Source organism: Cognatundibacterium aquatile (assembly GCF_014699135.1).
Taxonomy (GTDB): Bacteria; Pseudomonadota; Gammaproteobacteria; order Burkholderiales; family Burkholderiaceae_D; genus Undibacterium; species Undibacterium aquatile.
This window is the reverse complement of record NZ_JACOFT010000003.1, coordinates 73006-95849: the sequence shown is the minus strand read 5'-3', so window position 1 is coordinate 95849 and position 22844 is coordinate 73006. Positions and strand designations below refer to the sequence as shown.

Sequence of the window (22844 nt, the reverse complement as noted above, 5' to 3'; positions counted from 1 at the left end):
AGGAAAACAAAGGACAAAAAAATATACTCCCCCCAGTATTATTCTGGCAAAACGGGCAATCGGATCACAAACTGGGCACCGCCCTGAATGTGATTGCCCGCATGCAGACTGCCGTTCATTGCCTGCACAATGGATGACGAAATCGCCAGCCCCAGTCCCAAACCTTTGCCGCTGGGCTTGGTGGTAAAAAACGGTTCAAACAAATGTGTAATGACATCTTCCGGTAAGCCTGCACCGCTGTCGCGTATCTGCAAACTGACGTGGGCATCACTTAATTCCAGCAGTACCTCAATTTTTCTTACAGCAGATGTTTCCACAGCATCCAGCGCATTTCTGAGCAGGTTGATCAAGACCTGTTCTATTCGCACACTGTCGCCCAGCACCAGCACCTTATCTGGCATCGCCAGTTGTACCTCTACCTTGAGCCGCTCAATATCGCTCTGCAACATGGCGATGGATGCATGCACAGCAGAACACACGTCAACCGCGCCTAACTGCCCGCTGCTCTTTCTGGCAAATCCCTTGAGCTGAGCGATGATGGAACCCATGCGTGCGCTGGCATCGCTGATATGCTGCAAGTTCGCAATCGCCTCATCTGTTTTACCACGCTGCAGAAATGTGCCGGCGTTATCGGCAAACGCGCGGATGGCAGTCAGCGGTTGATTCAGCTCGTGGGTGATTCCCGCCGCCATTTGCCCCAGCATCGCCAGCTTACCTGTCTGCACCATTTCATTCTGCGTCGAACGCAGCACTTGCTCGGTCGTCTGCAATTTATTGAACTGTTCTTCTAGCTGCATATTGGCCAGGATTAAGTCACCGGTACGCTGCGCAATTTTTAATTCGAGTTCATCAGCAGCGCGCTGTAAAGCAATTGCCGCCGCCTGCCGTTCTTCGATACGGCGTCGGCGCTGATAATAAACACCGGCAACAGTTGCCGCGAGCACCAGCAACAACATGGAAATCACCGCCGCCTGCACACCTGCCTGCACCACCTTGCTTTCATCGGGGAATAGCATCAGTTGCCAGCCAAGACGACCAATCGGACGCGTCAGATAATCACCAAAGCCAGCCTGATCTTTTTTGGGCAGGCTACTGATGGCCGTAACCGGCTTACCGGAATATTGCAAGGTCGCCTGAATATCGTTTAAAACGTCTTTATCCAGCAAACGCAGACTGCGATAGCGCCATTCGTCGCGGTTGCTGAGAAAAACCACGCCATTACGATCAGTCAGTGCTATCGGTTCATTATTACTGCGCCAGGATTTCTGAAATTCATCCAGACTGATCTTGACCGTAATTACACCGACAGGCGCACTATGACTGCGTTGCGCGGCCGATGCATGAACCGGTTGGGAAATAAAATAGCCGGGAATACTCGTGGTGTTGCCAACCCCATAAAAATGGCCTGCCCCACCACCTTTCACCATCGCATCCTGAAAGTAGGGGCGAAAGCTGAAATTTTTTTCTATGTAACTTTGTGCACTATTCCAGTTGCTGGAGGCGATCGTCAGACCTTGCGCATCCATCAGATAGATCGCGGCAACTTTTGCCTGCTGCTGCATATCTTGCAGTGTCAGATTTAATTGCTGCACCAGTGCTTTGTCAGCAGGATTCGCGAGTACCTGCGCGGCTAACGGCAGATACGAAATCGAGTACGGCAAAGTCTCGTAGCGCTCGAGCACCGACTCCAGATCCAGCGCAATGATTTGCAGTTGCCTGTCCCCGGCCAGACGGATTTCACTTTTTTCTTTTTGTGCGAAAAATAAATAAGCAAAAAAAATCAGCGCCACACTACATGCCGCACTGAGACACATAGTAATGATGCGCTGATGAGAGTTCATATATTATTCAATGACCTGCTTTTGCCATCATAGTGATGGCATGACGGGCATGTTTAATCAACGGCAGCCATTTTCAGTTCATCATTATGATGACGCTGCTGCTCTTCCATGACGAGCTGTCCGAGTTCACGTTTCAAGGCGTTGAATTCAGCTGCAGACGGGTCACGCAAACGTGGCAGGTCGATCAGAATATCTTTCTTCACGGTGCCCGGACGATAGGTCATGACGATAATCCGGTCGGCCAGATAAATCGCTTCTTCGATACTGTGCGTCACAAAAATAATGGTCTTTTTCAGCTCCGCCCAGAGACGCAGCAACTCATCCTGCAGATTACGGCGGGTCAGTGCATCCAACGCACCAAACGGTTCATCCATCAACATGATCGGTGAATCCAGCGCCAGCACGCGGGCAATCGCAACCCGCTGACGCATACCACCGGACAAATCTTTAGGAAAGCGCTGTTTGAAATCGGCCAGACCCAGCATCTCGAGTAATTTGCTGACGCGTGAGGCGATATCGGCTTTTCCCATACCTTTAATTTCCAGTCCGAAAGCGATATTTTGCTCGACGGTCATCCAGGGAAATAAAGCGTATTCCTGAAACACCATGCCGCGATCCGGGCCTGGTTCAGTCACGGCTTTTCCATTCGCAATAATGCTGCCGGACGACGGCAAAGAAAAACCGGCAATCGCATTCAGCAAGGTCGATTTACCGCAACCGGAAGGGCCAAGCAGGCAAACAAACTGCCCTTCAGGAATTTCCAGATTAATGTCGCGCAGGGCGACGACTTCTTTGTCTGCAGTCTTGAAGATTTTATTGACCGCATTCACTTTGATATGTGTGGGATTCATCTCAATTCTCCAATCCACGGTGCCAGCGCAGTAAATAGTTATTTAATTTATTCATCGCCAGATCAATTGCCAGACCCAGCATACCGATGCTGATCATGCCGGCGATAATTTTGTCCGACCAGAAATACTCACGCGCTTCGAGAATCCGGAAACCCAGACCGTTATTCACCGCAATCATTTCAGAAACGATCACGACAATGAAAGCGGTACCGATACCGATACGCACCCCTGATAAAATATACGGCACAGCCGCAGGCAGCATGACCCGTACAAACATTGTGCTCTGGCTGGCACCGAGATTACGGGCCGCGCGGATGTAGATCCCGTCAACATGACGCACACCGGCAATCGTATTCATCAATACCGGGAAAAACGCGCCGATCGCAATCAGGAAAATTGCCGGCGGATTACCGAGTCCGAACCAGAGGATAGACAAAGGAATATACGCAATCGGCGGAATCGGACGCAAGACCTGCATCAATGGATTCATCCAGGCATAGACGCGCTGGCTTGATCCCATCGCCAGCCCCAGCGGCAATGCAAGCCCGGCACCGACCACAAAACCAACCAGCACACGATACATACTGCCGATGGTGTCACGCACCAGTTCACCGGAAAATGCCCATGACAAACGGCTCATGGTCGCCGGGTCATACGCTTCCAGCGGCAATGCGTACTCTATCCATTTTTTCACCACAGCTACCGGTGAAGGTAATACTTGCGGATTGACCCAGCCATTGCTGGTGACGATTTGCCAGATCGCGATGAGGATGGCGGGCACAATCAGACCCGCGCCAATTTCACGCCATTTGAATTTCATTTGTTGTCCTTAGAAAAGAGAAACAGAAGCAGCGTCAGGGAATAGCAAGAGACTTGCTTCTGTTCTGAATGTTGCAGGCTGATGCTGTGCCGGGAGTACCAGGGCTTACCGGTACTTATTTAATGTTCAGACTTTTCTTCGCTTGCTCAAGCAAATCTGTTTTGACCCATTCTTTTGCCACTGGCGGCTTGCTCATTTTGCCGATGCCGTATTTTTGCATCAGATCCGTCGTGACCTGAATATGCTCTACAGACATATCGTAAGAGTAAGGTGAATTTCCTATCGCATTCACAAAGTCTTCGTGGCTGACCTGACCTTTGAACATACTTTCGCGCACATATTTTTCAGCCAGATCTTTGTTGTCGATGAAGGCTTTTGTCGCTTCAACGAAACAACGCATGAATTTTTCAGCGACAGGGCGGCGTTCTTTATAAAACTTCTCAGTCATCACCATCGCACGTACTGGTTCACCCAGCGGAGTATCGTAAGGCTTGATGACCTCTTTACCGAAGCCTTTACCAATCGACTGTGAAGAGTAAGGTTCAGACTGCATCATCGCATCGATATTTTTACCCAGCAAAGCCTGATTCAGATCAGGAAAACCGAGGTAAATAATCTGCACATCTTTACCAGGCTGATCGGAATACGTCAGCCCATTCTGCGACAACTCGGCAGCCAGCAAAATATCCTGAATGCCACCGCGCGTGACACCCACTTTTTTGCCTTTCAGATCCTTGACCGTTTTAACGCTGAGATCAGCACGAGCGACGAGGCGCGCACCACCTTTGGCAAAACCAGCCACCACATAAATTGGTGTGCCGCTGGCGCGACCAGAAATCGCCGCTTCAGAAGAGACTGCGCCGACATCCAGCTCTCCGGCGATCACTGCCTGCATCGCATCGAGGCCTTTGGAAAAAACGCGCTCTTCTACTTTCAGACCGCATTTCGGTGCGATTTCTTTGATGTAGGATACCGCACCATAATGGGCGAATTTGAGGTTACCGAGACGGACAACTTCCTGTGCCTGAGCACTGCCAGCCAATGCCAGAGGAATCACGGCGGCCATCGTCAATACTTTCTTCAACATACTATCTCCTTATGATTTTTTCGATAACGTTGATGTCAACACGGATCTATCAGCACAGATCGTGCCAATAACGCAACTCACGTAAATAATTGATTCCATTAGACCTCCGTAAATAATTTGCCGCAAACAGTCTGAATATTCAGAAAAAAATGCCGGAATCTTCTGAGACTCCAGCATTGTATTCGGCGTTGCATCACTTATACCTTCGCTTTCCAGCCCGTCTGGGACTAAACAGAAACGAAGGTAGATTCTCAAAGGATCAGCGTAAAAATTTCTTGTCGCGATTGATAATCGTCAATTCAACGAATTCACTGCCACTATGATCTTTCTCACCATAGGTCAACAAAATGCCGCCGATATCATTTTTATGCATCGATTCCAGCGCCCGCACAAAGCCATCACGCGTCAGACCGCGACCGCTTTTCTTCAAGCCTTCGACCAGCACTTTCGCAGACACGAAGCCTTCCATCGCGGAATAAGACTCTGGTACCGTAGTCCCTTTCGTCACCTGCTTGAATTCCTGACCCAGTTGCGTCGCCAGATTCGGCGCGGGCATCACTTGTGACACCATAATGCCCACTGCGTGCGGGCCCAGACTATCAATAAATCCTTGTGTCGCGTTATTGGATAAAGTCATGATCTGCGCGGTGTTGCCACCGGCACGCAAGGATTTAATGATATCTGCGGTAACGGGAGCAGCACCGACAATAATCAGGGCTTTTGCATTCGACGCCTTTACCGCATGAACCACCGCAGCCACATCAGGTTTTAAACGGTCAAACTTAATCGTTGCTGCCGGTTTCAGCTTAAAGCTGTTTTCTGCCGCCAGAAAACCTTCCAAGGCATCATGTCCGAAACTGTCGTCAATATGAATGATGCCGACTTCTTTCAGGCCTATCGTAGAAAACTGCTCGACCGCTTTTCTGACCTCATCCTGATATTTCGCCCGCACGTTGAATACGTAACGATGCAAAGGCTGATGCATCACTACCGCGCCTGTACTCGGAGCAACCAGCGGAATTTTATGTTCATTCAACAGCGGAAATAAAATCTCAGACGTCGGTGTGCCGCGGCTTTGGAACAATGCAAACACGTGGTCTTTTTTAATCAGCGTTTCCGCATTTTTATAGGCCTGGGTCGCATCAAATTTATCATCCAGAGTGATGAGTTCAATTTTCCGGCCATTCACTCCACCGTTTTTATTCACATAAGCAAAGTAGGCATTTGCACCTGCCTGCATTTCTTTGACAGCTCCGGCAATCGGGCCGGTGACACCGACGGTTTGTCCTAACAATATCGTCGAATCTGTCACACCATCTTCAGCCGCAGCGATAGCACTGGCGAAGAGGGCTACCACGCTCAGACTGAGCCCGGCAATCAGATGATTCAATTTTTTTTTGCGCATAATAGTCTCCGAAAAAAATAACAGGTTATGACGTCAGCGCTCCATAACTCATAACAAAAAATATAAAAACTCAATCACATACAGGACGAAAAATCCTTATAGATCATAAAAAGAATCAGCGTAAGAAACGCTTGTCACGTCCAATCATGGTCAGCTCCACAAATTCACTGCCAGTGTGGTCTTTTTCTGAATACGTCAGTGTCAGCCCGCCGAGGTCAAAGCGTTTAATTGATTCCAGTGCCCGGATCAGCCCCTCTCTTGTGGGGTTTTTACCGGCACGGCGCAAACCTTCTACCATCACTTTGGCAGAGACAAATCCTTCCATCGCGGCATACGATTCAGTTACATGATGCTCTTTCGTAACTTGCCGGAACTCTTGCCCCAACTGGCTGGACAACAGATGCGGTGCAGGTACGATCTGCGACACCATAATGCCAGTCGCATGTTTACCCAGCGAATCAATAAAAGACTGCGATGAATTATTCGATACCGCCATGATCTGTATCGCACTACCAGCATCACGTATGGCATTGATCAACTCCGCTGTTGTCGTGCCAGACGTCACCAGAATTAAGGCCTTGCCCCCGCTTTGAACGACGCTTGCAGCGACCGCTTTAATATCCGGTTTGGCTCTGTCGTAAGAAATGATGGAGACCGGTTTCAGCTTGAATTGCTGCATCGCGCTTTGAAACCCTTCCAGTCCATCTTTCCCAAAACTGTCGTCAACGTGGACCAAAACAATATCTTTCAGGCCGATAGTGGCAAATTGCTCGACGGCCTTTTTCACTTCATCCTGATATTTGGCACGGACATTAAACACGTAATGATTGACCGGCGTATGAAATGTCACCGCGCCGGTTGAAGGGGCAATCAACGGAATTTTATGTTCTGCCAGCAAAGGCAGAATCGCCTGTGTATGCGGTGTACCACGACTCTGGAACAACGCAAACACGTGCTCTTTCCTGATCAGAGCATCGGCATTGCTCATTGCCAGCGCCGGATCAAATTTATCATCCAGTGTCTTTACTTCAATTTTACGGCCATGTACTCCACCGTTTTTATTAACGTAGGCAAAATAGGCGGCAGCACCTGCCATCATTTCCTTAACAGGCCCAGCAATTTGCCCGGTCACGCCTATCGTCTGCCCCAGCAAGATAGCGGAATCCGTCACGCCATCCTCTGCGTTTGCATGCAAGCTGGAGAAGAACGTGCCGACGGCGAGCAAACCGACAACAAACAAACGGCGCGATAGATTTTTTTTCATTTGATTTGATTTCCAGCTTTTCAATGGACTTAGGTTTTTTACAATTTCGCAGCAAAGACAACAAAAATAATTACCATAAAGAAATATAATTATCAGGCCAAAGCAGATTTTATTCCCAGGAAAAATGTAAGCAAAAACCGGTGACGCTTATCTGTGTCAGCAAAGAAATAACCCCAACAGAAATGAATCTCTTCTGATTTTACAGAATTGTTCATGTAAACATTCTGATTTTACGGAACATCTGCATTTCAACCACAAGCTTTTCTATGAATTCGCAGAGCCACTGCGGTGATCAGGTAAAATGGCGGATTGTTTTGCCTCTGGCAGTTAAGCGCCAGGCTGGCAACTGCGCTCAATTTGCTTTTTACTCAAGAAATTCTACTCGTTCGCTATGCTTGATAACCTTACCCAGCGCCTCGCTAAAGTCGTTAAGACTATGCGCGGCGAAGCCAGACTGACCGAATCCAACACAGCCGATATGCTGCGCGAAGTGCGCATGGCATTGTTAGAAGCGGACGTTGCCTTGCCTGCAGTACGCGAACTGATCGCCCGCGTTAAAGAAAAAGCGATGGGCGAAGAAGTTATCTCTTCACTGACTCCCGGCCAGGCATTGGTCGGCATCGTTCAGAAAGAACTCGCCGTATTGATGGGCGCCGATCTCGGCGAAGAAGCCTCGCAACTCAGCTTTGCCTGCCAGCCACCAGCGATTATTCTGATGGCGGGTTTGCAGGGTGCGGGTAAAACGACCACCGTCGGTAAGCTCGCCAAATATCTGCGCGAACAGAAAAAGAAAAAAGTGCTGACCGTTTCAGCCGACGTTTATCGTCCGGCCGCGATCGGCCAGTTGCAAACGGTGACCGGACAAGTCGGTGCCGACTTTTTCCCATCGACACCAGATCAGAAGCCTGTCGATATCGCCCTGGCCGCGTTGGATTACGCAAAAAAACATTACCACGATGTGTTGATCATCGATACCGCCGGTCGTCTTGGTATTGATGAAGCGATGATGCAGGAAATCGCCGCTGTACACGCCGCAGTCAAGCCTATCGAAACTTTATTCGTCGTTGACGCCATGCTGGGGCAGGATGCCGTCAATACCGCCAAAGCGTTTAACGATGCGTTGCCACTGACTGGCGTGGTGCTGACCAAGCTCGACGGTGATTCGCGCGGTGGTGCAGCTTTGTCGGTACGTTACGTGACTGGCAAACCGATTAAATTTGTCGGTGTTGCTGAAAAACTTGATGGACTGGAAGCCTTTGATGCGACCCGCATGGCCAGCCGTGTGCTAGGCATGGGCGACATCATGGCGTTGGTCGAATCGGCGCAAAAGGGCATGGACGTCGCCGCTGCGCAGAATCTGGCGCACAAAATCAAAGACGGCGGCAAGTTCGACATGAACGACTTTAAAATGCAAATTTCGCAAATGAAAAACATGGGCGGACTATCCGGACTCATGGATAAATTGCCAGCGCAAATGCAGCAGGCCGCCGCCGGTGCGAATATGGATCAGGCAGAAAAATCCGTGCGCCGCATGGAAGGCATTATCAATTCCATGACGCCGCTGGAACGCGCGAAACCAGAGCTGATTAAAGCCTCACGCAAACGCCGCATTGCCACCGGTGCCGGTGTGCAGATTCAAGAAGTTAACCGTATGCTGGCGCAATTCGAGCAAATGCAGTCCATGATGAAAAAATTGCGCGGTGGCGGCATGATGAAAATGCTGCGCGGAATGAAGGGAATGATGCCAGGAAAACGCTGATTTTCAGACGTAAGCTGATGTTACAAAAAATGGCCGTATCAGAGGTAAAACCCTGCTGATACGGCTTTTTTTTGGATAGAAATCCAACGAAGCAGCATTTCCTGCATTTTTTCTTAAAAAACGCACAAAAAAGACTTGCATCACCGTGGAAACCGCACCACTATGGGCGATGCGTGAAGTGACGCAATGCAGGAGCTTTTCAAAACGATCAAAGCTCCGTCCACAAAATTGTGAAGGAGGCTATTTATGGCAACAGCAGCAAAAAAACCAGCAGCGAAACCAGCCGCAGCACCAAAAAAGGCAGCAGCTAAACCGGCAGCAGAACGCAAGCCAAACGCAGCGTTCATGAAGCCAATGACGATTTCCCCAACGCTGGCAGCAGTGATCGGTGCCGCACCGATTCCACGTACTGAAGTGACGAAAAAAGTATGGGAATACATCAAAAAGCATAACCTGCAAGCACCAGAAAACAAACGCAATATCAATGCAGATGACAAGCTGAAAGCCGTTTTCGGTGGTAAAGCGCAAGTCTCCATGTTTGAAATGACAAAACTCATTTCCGGTCACCTGTCCTGATTCTTCAGGAATAGCAACCGCAGTTGCGTTGGGAAACTTTATGGGAAGAAAATGTCCCATCCCAAACAAAAATGCCCGCATCGCGCGGGCATTTTTGTTTTCTGGTTTTATTTTCAAACCTGAAAATATCTGCTTACTTCTTAAATTCCCAGTTCTTCCAGTTTGCCAGTACGGCATTCGGATATTCCGGCTTGCCACGGCTGCCGTTATAACGGCCCAGCGCCAGATATAAATCGCCCTTTTCCATATCCATATACAGCCGCAGGATAGAGCAGCCATAGCGCAGATTGGTTTGCATGTGAAATAACTTGGTCGCATCACCATCGCCGATGCTGCGCGACCAGAATGGCATCACCTGCATATAACCGCGCGCGCCGACCACCGAGGTCGCGTATTTGCGGAATGCCGATTCGACCTGCATCAAACCCATCACCATCGCAGGATCCAACCCTGCGCGTTTGGATTCATACCATATCGTTTCGAGCAACTCGATGCGCGTCTGATAATCCGGTATCCGCTTTTTCAGGCGCGACGACATTTCGCCCAGCCAGTGCAGATAGCTGATGCGCTCTTCTATCGTATTGAAGCTGGGTTTGGGCGGACGCGGGTCAGAAATCGCTTTTGACAAGGCGAGACGAACCGAATCCGCCATGGCTTCTTCTTTCTGATTACCGGCGTGTGCCGGCAAGGCATACAGCAATGCGGTCCATAAACTGAACAGCAAGATCATCCATCGGGGCAACAGCAAAATCGCTTTCAACTTCTCAAAAATTAAGATTTAAGGGGAGTATCTGTCATTTCATGCCAATTGTCTGAATAAACAAAAGGTGGTTTGAAGATACTCCCCCCAGTATATTTAGCCGCTTTACGCCGCTACCAGCTTGCTCTGAACAAAAGCCAGCATCTCAGCAACCGGAACGTTGGTCGCTTCAGTATCGCGACGGCCGACGTATTCCAGCTTACCTTCTTTCAGACCACGGTCACCGATTACCACGCGATGCGGCACGCCGATCAACTCCCAGTCGGCGAACATCGCACCAGGACGCTCACCACGATCATCCAGAATAACGTCAATGCCAGCTTCCAGCATCGCCGCATAGAGCTTTTCGGTTTCTGCTTTGACCGCCTCGCTGCGATCCATACCCATAGGGCAGATCACGACTTCAAACGGGGCAATCGCGGTTGGCCAGATAATGCCTTTATCGTCGAAATTCTGTTCTATCGCCGCGCCAAGAATACGGGTCACGCCGATACCGTAGCACCCCATTTGCAGCAATTGTGGTTTGCCATTTTCATCGAGGAATGTGGCCTTCATGTCTTGCGAATAGCGCGTGCCGAGCTGGAATACATGGCCAACTTCAATGCCGCGCTGTATCGCCAGCACACCTTTGCCATCAGGCGAAGGATCGCCATCAACCACATTGCGGATATCCAGCACCAGCGGCTCAGGCAAATCACGTCCCCAGTTTGCACCGGTGAAATGGAAATCTGCTTCATTCGCGCCGCAAACAAAATCGGCCATATTCGCCACCGTACGATCAGCGACGATGTGGACAGGTTTTTTGGTATTGATAGGGCCTAAGTAGCCTGGCAATGTGCCGAACCATTCAACGATTTCCGCTTCGGTGGCGAAACGGTAATTTGCCAGACCCGGTATCTTGTTGGCCTTGACTTCATTCAACTCGTGATCGCCGCGCAGCAGCAACAGCCAGATTTGTTTGCCTGCCTCGCCTTTTTCTTCATCATCCACCGCGAGTACGATCGATTTGACTGTGCTTTGCAAAGGAATATTTAAGAATGCGGCAACGTCCTCGCACTTGGCTTTGCCAGGCGTCGCTGTTTTGGTCAGTGCTGCGCTCGCGCCAGGGCGCGTTGCCGACAATGCCACCGCCTCTGCGGCTTCCATATTGGCCGCGTAATCCGATATCGGGCAATACACCAGCGCATCTTCACCGGTTTCTGCAATCACATGGAACTCATGCGAGCCAGAGCCGCCAATCGCACCGTTGTCCGCGGCAACGGCGCGGAATTGCAGGCCAAAACGCTGGAAAATCCGGGTGTAAGCGTCAAACATGATCTGATACGATTTCTTCAGACCATCAACGTCGCGATCAAAAGAATATGCATCTTTCATCGTAAATTCACGACCACGCATCAGACCGAAACGCGGACGGCGTTCATCGCGGAATTTGGTCTGAATGTGATAGAAGTTGACTGGCAACTGACGATATGAACGGATGTCCGAACGCACGACATCGGTAATCGCTTCTTCCGAGGTTGGCTGAATGATGTAATCACGGCCATGACGGTCTTTCACACGCATCAGTTCCGGGCCCATTTTGTCCCAGCGACCGGTTTCCTGCCAGAGTTCCGCAGGCTGCACAACCGGCATCAGCATTTCAATCGCACCGGCGCGATTCATCTCTTCGCGGACGATATTTTCGACTTTACGAATCACGCGCAAGCCCATAGGCATGTAGTTGTAAATGCCGGATCCCAGACGTTTAATCATGCCGGCACGCATCATCAGTTTGTGGCTGACGATCTCAGCGTCGGCAGGGGCTTCTTTAAGTGTAGAAATAAAAAATCGGGTAGCTCGCATGACAGTGATTCTTTTTAAATGGAAGGTTATAATCAACTCAATTTTAAAGGATTAGCTGGCTAATGCGCCCACTCTTTGCATATTTGATGAAGGAAACCGCGTTTTGTTCGCCAGACTGGCTGCTGCCCGGAACTAAATGGGCTCGCTTTTTGACGTAACCGACGCTTTCAATTGCAGGGACAAGCCGTTTAGCCACAGAAAGTTTTGAGGTTAGACATGCTAGATCGTGAAGGCTTCCGCCCTAACGTTGGCATAATTTTGCTTAACGCCAACAATCAAGTCTGGTGGGGAAAGCGCGTGCGCGAGCACTCATGGCAATTCCCGCAAGGTGGCATTAAATATGGCGAATCTCCTGAGCAGGCAATGTTTCGTGAGTTGGAAGAAGAAACAGGTTTGTTGCGGGAACATGTCAAAATTATCGGCCGCACCCGTGACTGGCTCCGTTATGAGGTGCCAGATCATTTTATCAAACGTGAAATTCGTGGGCATTACCGTGGGCAAAAACAGATCTGGTTTTTGCTACGCATGGTTGGTCGCGATTGCGATATCAACCTGCGTGCCAGCAACCATCCTGAATTCGATGCGTGGCGCTGGCATGAATACTGGGTGCCGCTGGACGTGGTGATTGAATTTAAACGAGGTGTTTATCAACTGGCGTTACAGGAGTTATCCCGTTATCTGCACAGAAGCGATCACCCCGGAGCCCAGCGCCAGCGCTCGCAACGACAAACGCCGAAGGTCACGGAAAAATTGATGAATCCGGACAAACCTGAACAGGAAGAATCGAAATAATTTATGGCACATGACAATCAACACCGCTATGCCAAAGGCTTGTTCGGACTGCTGCTGATTGCAGCCGGATTGCATCTGCCGCTGACGCACGCAGCAGATCAGGAAGACGATGAAGTGAATACAGGATGGCAGGAAACGGCACTGCAATTACCTGCCGCACCAAAATCAGAAAATCTGCTGCCTTTTTATAACAGCGGCACGCAGACTTTTTCGATTGATAAGCCATCGGTTTCTGTCGAAAAAGATGGTTCTGTGCGTTACACCCTGGTGTCGACCAGCAGCAATGGCGCGAAAAACGTCAGTTATGAAGCAATACGTTGTGAAAGCTATGAAAAAAAGCTCTACGCATTTGGTCGCAGCGACGGCACCTGGTCAGCATCTCGACGTAAAGAGTGGGACAGAATTTCAAATGCTGGCGCTAACAAGCAGCACCACGTTTTATACACCGAGTATTTGTGTGACGGCAATACGGTTGCCGGAAAAGCTGCAATGATCACGGACCGATTAAACGGGAAACGCTCGCCGTTTAATCGCTAAAAAACGCGGGACTTATACAAAAAAAGGTGCTCAGGCACCTTTTTTTACAGAACAACCAGGTTGTCCCGGTGTATCAGTTCCTGCTCTTCGACAAAGCCAAGAATGGCTGCAATTTCAGCCGAAGGATGGCGCTTAATCCGCCGCGCGTCTGCGCTGGCATAATTCGACAGCCCTCTTGCAATAACACGCCCCGCTTCATCAACACAAGTCACCACCTCGCCGCGGCCAAACTCACCGCTCACATCCAGCACCCCGATCGGTAACAAGGATTTACCTTCCCGTGTTAATTTCTGTACGGCACCAGCATCGAGCACAATAGTACCCGCAGTTTGCAAATGATCCGCCAGCCATTGTTTGCGCGCAGCAATCGGTGCCATATCGGAAACCAGCTGCGTGCCGATGGCTTCGCCGTTTGCCAGCCTGACCAGCACATCCTCTTCGCGCCCCCAGGCGATCACGGTATGCGCCCCGGAACTCGCTGCACGTTTGGCGGCCAGAATCTTGGTCAGCATTCCGCCGCTACCGAGGCTGGAGCCGGCTCCGCCGGCCATCGCCTCCAGTGTTAAATCCCCTGCTTTCGCTTCATGTACAAATTTTGCATCGGGATTTTTCCGAGGATCTGCGGTATACAAGCCTTTTTGATCCGTCAGAATAATCAAGGCATCGGCCTCGATTAAATTCGCCACCAGCGCACCCAAGGTGTCGTTGTCGCCAAACTTGATTTCATCAGTCACAACCGTATCATTTTCGTTGATGATAGGAACGATACCGAATTGCAACAAGGTGAATAAGGTCGAGCGAGCGTTCAGATAACGTTCGCGATCAGCAAGATCAGCATGAGTAAGTAAAATCTGCGCCGTACCGATGTTATGCGCCCGAAAGCTGCTTTCATATATTTGCGCAAGCCCCATTTGCCCCACGGCGGCGCAAGCCTGCAGCTCATGTATGCCTGTCGGTCGTTTGTCAAAACCTAACCGTTGCCGCCCCTCAGCAATGGCACCAGAGCTGACCAGAACAACTTCCTTCCCCATTTGTCGCAATGCGGCGATCTGTACAGCCCATCGTTCTATCGCTACCTTGTCGATACCTTTGCCGTCATTTGTTACTAGTGAAGAACCCACTTTAATTATCAGCCGTTTGGCTTGCTGGATCACAGAATGCATAAAGAGTAAAACCAAAGTCGATGGGGAGGAAAGTCTTAAATTATACTTTATGTGGACTTAATCGCATTAAACTAAATTAAATTCAGACTTATCTTTTCTTTTCATACCAATATCCTGAAAAAATATTATTTCAATACGAATCAGGAAATCATTTTTTGAATGTCTGACAAAGTAGCAGGCGAAAAAAAAAGCCTGAAATTCAGGCTTTTTTGATTATTCGTCCCAGACTTTAAAACGAGGATCATCCGGATCAATGGATAAAATGCCCTGCGCTTCTTCTTTCATCTGTGTTTCTTGTGAACGCTGCTCTTGTGTACGCTTCTCTTCGATGTCTTTATAAATCGCCATGACCAGATCTTCGCAACCTTCGCGATTCAACGCGGAGATTTCAAATACCGGGCCTTTCCAGCCAAAACGTTTAACAAAGTCTTTGACTTTTTTCTTACGCTCATCTTCACTGAGGACATCCAGCTTATTCAATACCAGCCAGCGCGGCTTGTCGTAAAGGCTCTCATCGTATTTACGTAACTCTTTGATCAGAGCCTTCGCATCTTTAACTGGGTCAACGTTATCGTCAAATGGCGCCAGATCAACAATGTGCAACAACAAGCCAGTGCGCTGCAAATGCTTCAGAAATTGCACCCCCAGACCGACGCCATCCGCAGCACCTTCGATCAAACCAGGAATATCGGCAATCACGAAACTCTTTTCGTGGCTGACACGCACCATACCCAGATTCGGATGCAAAGTCGTAAATGGATAATCGGCAATCTTAGGGCGTGCGTTTGATACCGCCGTGATGAACGTGGATTTACCCGCATTAGGCAATCCCAGCAAACCAACGTCTGCCAGCACTTTCAATTCGAGACGCAATTCACGACGTTCACCCTCTTTACCTTCGGTACGCTGACGTGGGGCGCGATTGGTCGAGGTTTTGAAGTGGATATTTCCCCACCCACCTTCACCACCTTTAACCAGTTCCACTTGCTGACCATGCTCGGTCAAGTCAGCGATCACTTCGTCGGTGTTACGGTCTGCGATTAAGGTGCCGACTGGCATGCGGAGGAAAATGTCATCCGCGCCTTTGCCGTAGCAATCTGCACCACGACCATTTTCACCGTCTTTTGCCTTGTGCAGTTTCGAATAACGATAATCAACCAAAGTGTTAATATTACGATCAGCAACCGCCCAGATACTGCCGCCACGACCACCATCACCGCCATCAGGGCCGCCGAATGGGCGGAATTTTTCGCGACAGAAAGAGGCAACCCCATTACCGCCATCGCCGGCGATAACTTCAATTCTGGCTTCGTCAATAAATTTCATTTTTACCACCTAAAAAAGCTTGTATAAATCTTTGCTACCCAGATGGAACAAACGATTTATACAGGATTTCTCGAAACTAAAAAGGCTCTACCAATGGCAGAGCCTTTTCATCATACTGGCTTGCGCCTTAGCTTGAATTACTTCAAAACTTAAGCTGCAACTACAATCGCGTATTGATGCTTGGAAGCACCTTTGATTGCGAACTGTACTTTACCGTTAACCAGCGCGAACAAAGTATGATCTTTGCCCATGCCAACGTTTTCACCTGGGTGAACACGTGTGCCGCGTTGACGAACAATGATACCGCCAGCATTGATAGCCTGACCGCCGTAAACTTTAACGCCTAAGCGTTTTGACTCTGAGTCACGGCCGTTGCGCGTGGTGCCGCCGCCTTTTTTATGTGCCATTTAATAGCTCCTTGATACAGGTAATTAACAGGTAATCGAGAGATTAGCCGTTGATAGATACGATTTGCAATTCAGTGTAGTTTTGGCGGTGGCCTTGACGCTTCTGGTAATGCTTACGACGACGCATTTTGAAAATACGTACTTTGTCGTGACGACCGTGATCTACTACCTTAGCCAGCACCGTAGCACCTGCGACCAATGGAGTTCCAAATTTAATTGTTTCTCCAGCACCCAATGCGAGTACTTGATCAATGGTGATTTCGGAGCCAATGTCTGCAGGTATCTGTTCTACTTTAAGTTTTTCACCAGCGACAACTTTATATTGTTTGCCGCCGGTTTTTATGACCGCGTACATGTGAAACCTCATCAAATAAATAAAAGGGATTTTCCCCCGCACTTCAAAAACGACCTAGGAATTCGGGAAAACCCCAAATTATACATAGACTTAGACTTTGCGTCAAAAACAATTTGCATATTTTTTCAGCAGAGAAAACCTCACGAATGAAAGCGGTTTGAGGAATTTCAATAAGAAACGAGAAAACAGATGTATTGCGTACCGGCTTACAGCGCAAATTTAATCTTGTCGTCGTATAATCTCGCGGTCTTGAATTAATTAGCAGGATTCCCCCTTGTCTGCCACTGCAAACCCAAACCCTATTACCGACGTGATTACTGCGGATATGTCTGCGGTTAACGATGTTATTCGCCGACAGCTCTATTCTGACGTTCCTCTGGTAAATCAGGTTGCTGAGTACATTATCAGTGCAGGTGGAAAACGCTTACGTCCCGTTCTCGTACTGTTGATTGCGAACGCTTACGGCTATCAAGGGAAAAACCACCACGACTTGGCAGCAACTATTGAGTTTATTCATACCGCAACTTTGCTGCATGACGATGTTGTTGATGAGTCATCGCTGCGACGTGGTCGCCAGACTGCCAACGCACTGTTTGGTAACGCGGCATCCGTGCTTGTCGGCGATTTTTTACATTCACGCGCGTTCCAGATGATGGTGTCTGTCGGCAGCGTTCCGATTATGCAAGTTGTTGCCGACGCCACCAACGTGATCGCTGAAGGTGAAGTGCTGCAACTACTCAATATGCACGATCCGGATGTGACGGAAGATCGTTACTTACAAGTAATACGCTCAAAAACAGCCAAGTTATTCGAAGCATCGGCAAAAGTTGGCGCTCTTATTGCAGGGGCAAATGAAGAACAGGTAGAAGCGGCAGCAGAATATGGTCGCAGTATAGGCACTGCATTTCAATTAATCGACGACGTGCTCGATTACACAGGAAACGCAGAAGAAATCGGGAAAAATGTCGGTGATGATTTGCGTGAAGGCAAACCGACATTGCCTCTGATTTATCTCATGAAAAATGGTACGGCCGAAGAAAAAGAACTGGTTCGCACATGTATAGAACAAGGTGATGAATCACAGTTCGATAAAATCTTACATGCGATTACGCAATCCGGCGCACTGAATTACACTAAAGAAAAAGCGGTGGAAGCAGCGCGTAAAGCATCAGCCGCGGTCACGCATTTACCAGAGTCTCCATACAAAGAGGCACTTCTCACTTTGAGTCAGTTCGCCGTTCAACGCAATCACTGAGCGTAAAAAATCTCATTTAAGCAAAGTTTCTATAGAGGCAATCACAGAAATGTGCTTGCCTCTATTTATTAGCAGACTCTACTGAGTTCAGCAGTATTTTTGTCGCGCACTTTCACACAAAGACAACAGTTCCGTTGGCTGAATGCAGCTCAGATGTAAAAAAAAGTAGCATGCCTTTACAAAAAAGGGCTTCAGTTGCATCATCGCAAAGCAATTCATTCTTTTTTGCAAACCTAACCCATAAGTCACTATGTCTGCCGCTCCACCAAACACTGCACCGCAAGTAACAACCCCAGGACTTGCCCGAGCTTTAATGCAAGGCAATTTGCTGACAGCAGCACAAACGGACACGATAGTAAAAAAAACGCAGATAGACAAAACACGTTTTATCGATGGGCTATTGCAAAGCAACATTATCAGTCCGCGTGACCTTGCCACGTTTTGCTCTGAAACTTTTGGCTACCCGCTAATGGACTTATCGGTAATCAATGAGAGTCTGATACCGGACAAATTAGTTGATCCCAGGCTCATGCAAACGCAGCGCCTTGTTCCTATCGCAAAAAAAGGAAACAAACTGGCACTGGCGGTTTCAGACCCAACCAACAACTCAGCGTTCGATCAGGTTAAATTCCAGACCAGCCTGGGCATAGAACTCATCATGGTGCAGCATGATGAGTTGCTGAAAATGTTGGAAAAAATCAGTAAAACATCAGAGCAGAGTCTGAACGATCTGTCTGGCGATGAATTCGATCTGGACTTTAAAGAAGAAGACTTAGGTCAAGCCGCTGCTGCGGCAGCGGCAGATGCCCAGGCCAATGAGGTTGATGACGCACCTATCGTCAAATTTTTGCAAAAAATGCTGGTCGATGCCATCAACCTGGGGGCATCCGATTTGCATTTTGAACCCTTTGAAAAATTCTACAGGATTCGTTTCAGGGTTGACGGTGAACTAAGGGAAATTGCCCAGCCGCCGCTGGCTATCAAGGATAAGCTGTCATCCCGCATCAAGGTTATTTCCAAGCTCGATATCTCTGAGAAAAGAATACCTCAGGATGGCCGGATGAAATTGGTTCTGAACGCCAATAAATCCATCGATTTTCGTGTAAGCACGTTGCCAACACTGTTCGGCGAGAAGATCGTTATGCGTATTCTCGACGGATCGCAAGCGCAAATGGGAATCGATGCACTGGGTTACGATCCGGATCAAAAAGAAACGCTGATGAATGCGATTCAGCGTCCTTACGGCATGGTCTTGGTGACCGGCCCAACCGGTTCAGGTAAAACGGTATCTTTGTATACTTGTCTGAATGTGATTAACAAACCAGGCATCAACATTTCCACAGCCGAAGACCCTGCTGAGATTAACTTACCAGGCGTGAATCAGGTCAATGTGAACGATAAAGCCGGCCTCACTTTTGCTGCGGCACTAAAATCTTTCCTCCGTCAGGATCCGGACGTCATCATGGTCGGTGAGATCCGTGATCTGGAAACGGCAGATATTGCGATCAAGGCTGCGCAAACCGGCCATATGGTATTTTCAACGCTGCATACCAATGATGCTCCATCTACCCTGACACGTCTAATGAACATGGGCGTAGCACCGTTCAACATCGCATCATCAGTTATTCTTATTACGGCACAGCGTCTGGCACGCCGCCTCTGCACTTGCAAACGCCCAGCAGAAGTACTGGATGAAGTACTGCTTGCGGCCGGCTTTAAAGAAGAAGATCTGGACGGGACATGGAAGCCTTACGAACCCGTAGGATGTGATCGCTGCAATGGGAATGGTTACAAAGGACGCGTCGGCATCTATCAGCTCATGCCAATTTCCGAGTCGATTGAGCGCATTATTTTAAATAATGGCAGTGCCATGGAAATTGAAGAACAAGCACAGCTTGAAGGAATACGCAATTTGCGCCAATCTGGATTGCTGAAAGTGCGGCAAGGATTAACCAGTCTGGAAGAAGTACTTGGATGTACTAACGAATAATCGGAGAGCAGTTACATGGCAACTAATTCCGCCAAACCTATAAAAAAAACCAAAGATGTTCTCTATGCCTGGGAAGGTAAAGATAAATTCGGAAAAACAGTGCAGGGAGAATTGCGCGCAGGCGGAGAGGCTATCGTCAATGCTACTCTCAGGCGTCAAGGTATTCTGGTTACCAAGCTAAAGAAAAAAACTTATAGCTCAGGTAAAAAAATTACGGATGCGGACATCACCTTATTCACACGCCAGCTTGCGACCATGATGAAGGCAGGTGTACCACTTTTACAGTCATTTGATATCGTCGCCAAAGGAAATGCAAATCCATCAGTATCCAAGTTGTTACAGGATATACGTGGCGATGTAGAAACAGGGACCAGTCTGAATCAGGCATTCAGAAAATTTCCTTTGTATTTTGATCCGCTGTTCTGCAATCTGGTTGGCGCTGGCGAACAAGCCGGTATTCTGGAAGATTTGCTGACCCGACTGGCGATCTACAAAGAAAAAACCCAGTCTATTAAGAAAAAAATTAAATCTGCATTAACTTATCCGATTGCGATTCTGTCAGTTGCCTTTGTAGTGACAGCGGTGATCATGATTTGGGTGGTTCCTGCCTTTAAACAGGTATTTACAAGTTTCGGTGCCGATCTCCCTGCTCCGACACTATTCGTGATGGCGATATCAGATTTCTTTGTGAAATACTGGTACATGATTTTCGGTGGTCTTTTTGGCTCCGTCTATTTTTTCTTTCAGACTTGGCGACGCTCCTTACAAATGCAGCGCACCATGGACAGACTACTGTTGCAAGCCCCTATTTTCGGTGCAGTGATCAGAAAAGCAACGATTGCTCGCTGGACTCGTACTTTGGCAACCATGTTTGCTGCCGGCGTTCCTCTGGTTGAGTCGCTGGATTCCGTCGGCGGCGCTGCCGGTAATGCTGTATATCTTGACGCTACGATAAAAATTCAGACGGAAGTCAGCACCGGTACCAGTCTGACTGTCGCAATGCAAAATTCAAATGTTTTCCCGACGATGGTAACGCAGATGGTTGCCATCGGCGAAGAATCGGGGGCACTCGATAACATGCTGGGGAAAGTAGCTGATTTCTACGAGGAAGAAGTCGATGAGGCCGTTGCGTCTTTATCCAGCTTAATGGAGCCCCTGATCATGGTGATTCTGGGTGTCATTATCGGCGGTCTGGTCGTTGCGATGTATTTGCCTATTTTCAAACTGGGTTCAGTCGTCTGATGTTAGAAGAAATTTTTTTTGCACAACCCGGAAATGTACTGAGTACGGTCATATTAGGCATCTTCGGGTTGTTAGTAGGCAGCTTTCTGAATGTGGTTATTTATCGCCTGCCAAAAATGATGCAGCGAGAGTCCGATAACTACGTTGCGCATGAAACCGGGCAGGAATTACCTCATCAGGAACCTTATAATCTGACCATACCGCGCTCGGCTTGTCCTCATTGCGGACATAAAATCACTGCACTTGAGAATATTCCCATTGTCAGCTACCTGGTCATCGGCGGGAAATGTACAGGTTGTAAAGCACCGATTTCCATTCGCTATCCACTCGTTGAACTGTTCACTTGTTTGCTGAGCGCAGGCATGATCTGGCACTTTGGCAGCGGCATTGCAGGTTTATCGGCGATGTTTTTTGCTTACTTCCTGATTGCGATGACACTGATCGATGCGGATACGCAATTGCTACCGGATGACCTGACACTGCCATTGCTCTGGCTGGGCTTATTGGTCAATCTGAATGGCACGTTCACCTCATTACCTTCAGCAGTCATAGGTGCAGTGGCAGGCTATTTATCTCTGTGGTCAATTTACTGGATATTTAAATTGGCGACTGGAAAAGAAGGCATGGGGTATGGCGACTTCAAATTGTTAGCAGCACTCGGGGCCTGGATGGGCTGGAGTATGCTGCCCGTGATCATCTTACTGTCATCCGTTGTAGGTGCTGTTGTTGGCATTGCTCTGATCATCATGTCAAAAATGGGGAAAAACACCCCACTTCCCTTTGGACCTTACCTCGCAGGTGCTGGGCTGATTGCTTTATTCTGGGGAAAACAGTTATCAGCCATGTACCTGAGTACCTTCTGATGTCTGAGAGATTTACGGTTGGTCTGACGGGCGGCATAGGCAGTGGAAAAACAACCATTGCCAATATGTTTGCTGACTTTGGTGCAAGTATTATTGATACCGATGTCATCGCACATCAACTGACCCAACCAGATGGCATCGCCATACCAGTGATACGTGAACAGTTTGGCGATGCATATCTGACTGACGATGGCGCCATGGACAGGGCACGGATGCGTGAACTGGTCTTTGCCGATAGCGGCGAAAAACAAAAGTTAGAAAATATCCTTCATCCTCTGATACGTCAGGAAACCGAAAAAGCTGCCAGCCTCGCAACTGGTCTTTATCTTATTTTTGTCGTTCCTTTACTCATCGAATCAACAACCTGGCGCAACAAGGTGAGTCGTATCCTGGTTGTTGACTGTGAAGAGCAAACCCAGATTCACCGAGTGATGACGAGAAATAATTTAAGTGCTGAACAAGTTCGCGCCATTATGCGAGCCCAGGCAAGTCGCCAGCAACGACAAGCAACTGCGGACGATCTTATCTTTAATGACGGCGATCTGAGTTCAGTAAAAGCCGAAGTCCGTGCATTGCATGAACACTATGCATCTCTGGCAAAATTATCAATAAATAATCATCACAAAATAGCATCATCAGATAATTCCCGATAAGAACAAAAAAAATTCACGTGGCATTTGTATTTTCTGACAGTATAGTTCAGAATCAC

21 protein-coding genes are annotated in these 22844 nt (G+C 48.6%); 9 read left to right on the top strand and 12 right to left on the bottom strand.

What is annotated here, in order from left to right:
* Window positions 1-38: 38 nt before the first annotated feature.
* The 6 genes from H8K26_RS09000 to H8K26_RS08975 form a co-directional block, all read right to left on the bottom strand.
* Complete coding sequence (locus H8K26_RS09000) at window positions 39-1841, bottom strand: sensor histidine kinase (protein ID WP_190478980.1); 1803 nt, start codon at window positions 1839-1841, stop codon at window positions 39-41.
* Between the two features lie 53 nt (window positions 1842-1894).
* Window positions 1895-2692 (bottom strand): ABC transporter ATP-binding protein, encoded by a 798-nt coding sequence (locus H8K26_RS08995; RefSeq protein ID WP_190478978.1) that lies wholly within the window; start codon window positions 2690-2692, stop codon window positions 1895-1897.
* A gap of 1 nt (window position 2693) precedes the next feature.
* Window positions 2694-3512, bottom strand: a complete 819-nt coding sequence (locus H8K26_RS08990) for an ABC transporter permease (RefSeq protein ID WP_190478976.1) — start codon at window positions 3510-3512, stop codon at window positions 2694-2696.
* Window positions 3513-3627: 115 nt separating this feature from the next.
* The gene (locus H8K26_RS08985; protein ID WP_186897064.1) at window positions 3628-4599 is read right to left on the bottom strand and encodes an ABC transporter substrate-binding protein; all 972 of its coding nucleotides are present in this window, start codon (window positions 4597-4599) and stop codon (window positions 3628-3630) included.
* A gap of 259 nt (window positions 4600-4858) precedes the next feature.
* Window positions 4859-6004 (bottom strand): ABC transporter substrate-binding protein, encoded by a 1146-nt coding sequence (locus H8K26_RS08980; protein WP_190478975.1) that lies wholly within the window; start codon window positions 6002-6004, stop codon window positions 4859-4861.
* A gap of 115 nt (window positions 6005-6119) precedes the next feature.
* Window positions 6120-7268 carry an ABC transporter substrate-binding protein gene (locus tag H8K26_RS08975; protein WP_190478973.1) on the bottom strand — a complete coding sequence of 383 codons (1149 nt, stop codon included), beginning with the start codon at window positions 7266-7268 and terminating at the stop codon, window positions 6120-6122.
* A 391-nt stretch (window positions 7269-7659) separates the two neighbouring features.
* Here H8K26_RS08975 and ffh point away from each other — a divergent pair, with 391 nt between their 5' ends.
* On the top strand, window positions 7660-9027 hold the full coding sequence (ffh, locus tag H8K26_RS08970) for a signal recognition particle protein (RefSeq protein WP_186882818.1): 1368 nt from the start codon (window positions 7660-7662) through the stop codon (window positions 9025-9027).
* 246 nt (window positions 9028-9273) lie between these two features.
* Window positions 9274-9603 (top strand): SWIB/MDM2 domain-containing protein, encoded by a 330-nt coding sequence (locus tag H8K26_RS08965; protein ID WP_186882817.1) that lies wholly within the window; start codon window positions 9274-9276, stop codon window positions 9601-9603.
* Between the two features lie 133 nt (window positions 9604-9736).
* Here the strand turns inward: H8K26_RS08965 and H8K26_RS08960 are convergent, their stop codons facing one another.
* On the bottom strand, window positions 9737-10333 hold the full coding sequence (locus H8K26_RS08960; RefSeq protein ID WP_223826977.1) for a lytic transglycosylase domain-containing protein: 597 nt from the start codon (window positions 10331-10333) through the stop codon (window positions 9737-9739).
* Window positions 10334-10468: 135 nt separating this feature from the next.
* Window positions 10469-12205: a proline--tRNA ligase gene (locus H8K26_RS08955; protein ID WP_190478971.1), complete on the bottom strand. Its 1737-nt coding sequence runs from the start codon at window positions 12203-12205 to the stop codon at window positions 10469-10471.
* A gap of 216 nt (window positions 12206-12421) precedes the next feature.
* Here H8K26_RS08955 and H8K26_RS08950 point away from each other — a divergent pair, with 216 nt between their 5' ends.
* Window positions 12422-12997, top strand: a complete 576-nt coding sequence (locus H8K26_RS08950; RefSeq protein WP_186882815.1) for an RNA pyrophosphohydrolase — start codon at window positions 12422-12424, stop codon at window positions 12995-12997.
* 3 nt (window positions 12998-13000) lie between these two features.
* Window positions 13001-13534, top strand: coding sequence for a CNP1-like family protein (locus H8K26_RS08945; RefSeq protein WP_190478969.1), 534 nt, complete (start codon window positions 13001-13003; stop codon window positions 13532-13534).
* Window positions 13535-13578: 44 nt separating this feature from the next.
* On the opposite strand, the gene proB is transcribed toward H8K26_RS08945, so the two are convergent.
* The 4 genes from proB to rplU form a co-directional block, all read right to left on the bottom strand.
* Window positions 13579-14697 carry a glutamate 5-kinase gene (proB, locus tag H8K26_RS08940; RefSeq protein ID WP_190478966.1) on the bottom strand — a complete coding sequence of 373 codons (1119 nt, stop codon included), beginning with the start codon at window positions 14695-14697 and terminating at the stop codon, window positions 13579-13581.
* A 213-nt stretch (window positions 14698-14910) separates the two neighbouring features.
* Window positions 14911-16023 carry a GTPase ObgE gene (gene obgE / locus H8K26_RS08935; RefSeq protein WP_186897069.1) on the bottom strand — a complete coding sequence of 371 codons (1113 nt, stop codon included), beginning with the start codon at window positions 16021-16023 and terminating at the stop codon, window positions 14911-14913.
* A 149-nt stretch (window positions 16024-16172) separates the two neighbouring features.
* Window positions 16173-16430 carry a 50S ribosomal protein L27 gene (gene rpmA, locus H8K26_RS08930; RefSeq protein ID WP_186882811.1) on the bottom strand — a complete coding sequence of 86 codons (258 nt, stop codon included), beginning with the start codon at window positions 16428-16430 and terminating at the stop codon, window positions 16173-16175.
* Window positions 16431-16473: 43 nt separating this feature from the next.
* A complete protein-coding gene (gene rplU / locus H8K26_RS08925; RefSeq protein WP_186882810.1) occupies window positions 16474-16785 on the bottom strand; it encodes a 50S ribosomal protein L21 in 312 nt (103 codons plus the stop codon).
* 274 nt (window positions 16786-17059) lie between these two features.
* Here rplU and ispB point away from each other — a divergent pair, with 274 nt between their 5' ends.
* From ispB to coaE, 5 genes are all read left to right on the top strand, one after another.
* The gene (ispB, locus tag H8K26_RS08920; protein WP_223826933.1) at window positions 17060-18040 is read left to right on the top strand and encodes an octaprenyl diphosphate synthase; all 981 of its coding nucleotides are present in this window, start codon (window positions 17060-17062) and stop codon (window positions 18038-18040) included.
* A 250-nt stretch (window positions 18041-18290) separates the two neighbouring features.
* Window positions 18291-20030, top strand: coding sequence for a type IV-A pilus assembly ATPase PilB (gene pilB / locus H8K26_RS08915; protein ID WP_190478965.1), 1740 nt, complete (start codon window positions 18291-18293; stop codon window positions 20028-20030).
* Window positions 20031-20045: 15 nt separating this feature from the next.
* On the top strand, window positions 20046-21272 hold the full coding sequence (locus H8K26_RS08910) for a type II secretion system F family protein (protein WP_190478963.1): 1227 nt from the start codon (window positions 20046-20048) through the stop codon (window positions 21270-21272).
* Window positions 21272-22135 (top strand): prepilin peptidase, encoded by an 864-nt coding sequence (locus H8K26_RS08905; protein ID WP_190478961.1) that lies wholly within the window; start codon window positions 21272-21274, stop codon window positions 22133-22135. Before H8K26_RS08910 ends, H8K26_RS08905 begins: the two co-directional genes overlap by 1 nt.
* Window positions 22135-22788 (top strand): dephospho-CoA kinase, encoded by a 654-nt coding sequence (coaE, locus tag H8K26_RS08900; RefSeq protein WP_190478959.1) that lies wholly within the window; start codon window positions 22135-22137, stop codon window positions 22786-22788. The genes H8K26_RS08905 and coaE overlap by 1 nt, the downstream gene beginning before the upstream one ends.
* The last annotated feature ends 56 nt before the right edge of the window (window positions 22789-22844 follow it).